This window comes from Bradyrhizobium sp. (assembly GCF_049586575.1).
GTDB lineage: Bacteria > Pseudomonadota > Alphaproteobacteria > Rhizobiales > Xanthobacteraceae > Bradyrhizobium.
The window spans coordinates 1-3532 of sequence record NZ_JBAVCF010000698.1 but is presented as its reverse complement, the minus strand read 5'-3'; the positions used below and the strand labels follow the sequence as shown (position 1 = coordinate 3532).

The window sequence follows — 3532 nt, the reverse complement described above, 5'->3', positions numbered from 1 at the left end:
GGCCTGGAGTGGACGGTCGCGGGCTTTGGCGATTTCTCGGGCCGGGCCAACGAGACCGACATGCTGATGCGCAACTCGAATACCGGCGCATTCGAGGTCTACGATATCAGCAATAACACCATCACGTCGGCCCAGCCGATGGGCCAGGTCGGGCTGGAGTGGCAGATCGCGGGCTTTGGCGATTTCTCGACCCGCGCCGGCGAGACCGACATGCTGCTGCGCAACAGCAACAACGGCGCATTCGAGGTCTACGACATCGTCAACAACACCATCACGTCGGCACAGCCGATGGGTCAGGTCGGGCTGGAGTGGACTATTGCGGGCTTCGGCAACTTCTCCGGCAATGCCAACGAGACCGACATGCTGATGCGCAACAGCAACAGCGGCGTGTTCACGCTTTATGACATCAGCAACAACACCGTCACGGGGACGGCCCCGATGGGTCAGGTCGGCCTGGAGTGGTCGATCAGCGGGGTATCGGCCAGCGTGGCGGGCGCGCCGCCCGAACAGCGCCACCGCGCAACTCACCCAGGCGATGGCGTCGTTCGCGCCAAGCCCCGGCACGTCAGCCGCGGCCTCGCCGGTCGACCAGCAAATGGGACCAGCACTAATCAGCGCCACCTTGCTGACGACCAACCACGCCTAGATCTTGCATCATGGACTCTTTCCGAGCGCTTTGAGCTCGGCCTTGGCGGCAGCCAGTTCGGGTTGGTAACAACTCTTCGCTGCCGCCTGGAAACGCAGGACCGCCTCGTCCTTGGCGCCGGACAACAGCCTGAACTCGCCGATAAAGAGATTGGCATCGCACAGTTGAGCCGCTTTCTTGGCGGTATCCGGATCACGTCCGCCGCAGCCTCCACCGCTTCCGGCGTGAGTTCGCCCAGGAAGAATTTCAGTATCCGGGCCGGCCATGCCGTCATGTCGACCTGCGGTATGGCTTGTTGCACGCGGCTTGACAGATTGCTGCGCCGATCGACGATATCCAGCCAAAGCGCCCCGTAGGCCCATTTCGGAGCCATCGTCGTGAGTTGGTCGATGTCAGCCAGGCTTTTGGGCAGCGCGCCGGTGTACAGATTGGCAAGGCCACGCCACAAATACGGATCGGCGTTCTTCGGATCCCGCTTGCTCCACTCGCTGAAATCAGGGATGGCGGCAGCAAAATCGTTCAGGACGAACGCTTTGCCGAGCAATTTGTAGGGGCCGCTGGCGTCGATATCGGGGTTGAGCTTGATGGCTTCGGTGTAGTCGGCGACAGCCTTCTCAAGGTCTTGCGCTTGGCCGCGGTAATAGTAGGCCGGGCGTTTTTAGGGTCGAGCCGGATCGCCTCGCGGCAGTCGGCGATCGCGAGATCCCAGTCGGCTTTATTGCCGTTGCGGTTGAGATACAGCAAACGAAAACCGATGTGTGGACTAACGTATTTCGAATTAAGCCGGATTGCCTCGGTATAGTCCGCGATGGCGCGCGGAAGATCTTCTTTCGTGAGGTATGCGTTGCCTCGGTCGTTATACGCGAAGGCTTCTTTTGGATCGAGGCGGATCGCCCTCGTTATAGTCTGCGATCGCACGATCGTTGTCGCCGCTGCTATAATACGCGTTCCCGCGATGCTCGTAGACCCATACCAGGTCCTTGCCGCGCCAGCGTCCGGATTTGATAACCGCGGTACAAGCCGCGACCGTTACTTTGGGCTGCTTGTCGCCATTGCACGGATCGATCTGCTGGTTTAGCGTCGCTGCCTGTGAGGCGCTTGCGAACGTCGCAGTCACGAAAAGTGCTGCCGCGCAGTCACTCAAGAAACGTATGTTTGTTGCCCCCTCGAGCTTCGCCGGAAGCCTAGTTAACACCGCGCCAACGGACGTGTCATCATACGTGGTTGTGTGCTAACATTTATTTCCACAAGCTTGATGGCTTGAGTCCTTTTGGTCGAACTTTTCGATTCAAAGAGACGACCATGGGCTCGGCGCTTGTCATCTTCAGATTGATGAGGCAAGATTGTCGAAAATGGGAATGCCTGGGGGCGGGCGCCATAAAACAGTTCTGCGGTATTATTGCCTGTAATAAGTACGCCGGCAGCGCCGTCGTAGGGGCATTCTTGCTGGTGACGCCATTTTGGCTGCACTCCGGCTACGGTTATTTCATCTTCGCCTCGATCGTTGTGACGGCGCTGGCCGCGACGTCGCTTAATTTGCTGCTGGGCTATACGGGCGTTCTTTCACTCGGTCATGCAGCTTTTTTTGGCGTTGGCGCTTATGCGTGCGCGCTCGTCCTGCGGTCCCCCGTACACTCCACAGCGCTGGCCGTTTTGACCGGCACGATTGTCGGCGGCACGATTGGCGTTCTTTTTAGCGGTCTCGTCTCCATTTTGTTCGGTAACCTCAGCCAGCGGTGGCGCCTGCTTTCGTTTGCGGTTTGTACCCTCCTATTCAACCAACTATGCTTCTATGCGGCGGGCCGGTGGAAGGATCTCACCGGCGGGCTTGATGGGATGCCCATCAATGGCCGGGGAAGTATCAACCTGGGCCCGTTCATACTCGATTTTTCCACGCAGGCCGCATCGCTGTATTATTTTATGCTCGCGATTTTCGCCGTTGGCGTAGCGGCGATGGGGCTGCTTCTGCGTTCGCGGTTCGGCCGCGCGCTAACCGCTATCCGCGATGATACCCGCGATGCAAGCCTGGGCGGATTTGGAGTCAAGCGCTCTATCTGGCTGTGTTTTTCGGTATCTTCCTTTTTCACCGCGCTTGCCGGCGCCCTCTATGCACTGGAGGTCGGTTTTGTTGAGCCCGGAGTGCTGCATTATTCCCGATCGTTCGAATTTGTCATCATGGCCGTGCTTGGCGGCATGCGAACGTTTTGGGGACCCGTGGTCGGAGCGATGCTTGTCGCATTGCTGCATAACTTCGCGATGTCCAATCAGATAAGCATGAGCTGGTACGTGTTCGATGGCGTGCTTGCGGTTCCCACCATACTTCTCATGCCATTTGGGCTCGTGCCGAGCACGCGGCACTTTATTGATTGGATTCGCCGTGCGAACTGGCGGCGTCCGTCGGTTGGTCCAGCCACGCGCCGGCAAGAGCTCTCGTCATGGTACGCGATGAGCCGCGAATCGGCGACGCCGGGATTTCTCAAACCCTACGAAGCGTATCTGATCAAGGTACCACGATGGTGGAAAGCGCTGCGCGCTGTCGCCGTGGCAATGCTGGTGCTGCTGGTCGTAACATTCGGCCTCTTCGGTCTGATCGTACTCGGTGTTTTGCACCGAGTTTCGGCGCCGGATTTTGTGGCCGGCGGCGATTTGACGTTCCAATTTCTCGACGGTTCGATTACCGCGTTTTGCTTCCTCTTGATCACGAGTTTCCTTGCCAAGGATGGTGCCGCCGCCCTGCAGAATGATACGAGGAGGCCCGTGCTCTACTTGCGATCATTCAAGTCGGATGAGTCCGTGTGGCGGGGATGGGTCGACTATTATTTCAAGAACGGGACCGCGGAAGGCGCCCTTGTGCGGGTAATGCGCGCCATTGGACCGGTTGTAGCG

Annotated in this window: 3 protein-coding genes and 1 pseudogene; 3 read left to right on the top strand and 1 reads right to left on the bottom strand. The window is 58.7% G+C overall.

Annotated elements, in window-relative coordinates:
* Together WB528_RS25515 and WB528_RS25510 are read left to right on the top strand one after the other, a co-directional pair.
* The coding region (locus tag WB528_RS25515; protein ID WP_423891929.1) for a hypothetical protein at window positions 1–1002 on the top strand (1002 nt) is incomplete at its 5' end.
* Window positions 1003–1028: 26 nt separating this feature from the next.
* The gene (locus tag WB528_RS25510; protein WP_423891931.1) at window positions 1029–1448 is read left to right on the top strand and encodes a hypothetical protein; all 420 of its coding nucleotides are present in this window, start codon (window positions 1029–1031) and stop codon (window positions 1446–1448) included.
* 11 nt (window positions 1449–1459) lie between these two features.
* Here WB528_RS25510 and WB528_RS25505 read toward each other — a convergent pair.
* Window positions 1460–1564 (bottom strand): annotated as a pseudogene (locus tag WB528_RS25505) (hypothetical protein); the annotation flags it as partial.
* Between the two features lie 384 nt (window positions 1565–1948).
* Between WB528_RS25505 and WB528_RS25500 the strand changes: the two are divergent.
* Window positions 1949–3532: branched-chain amino acid ABC transporter permease (locus WB528_RS25500; protein WP_423891926.1), on the top strand; the 1584-nt coding region annotated here is incomplete at its 3' end.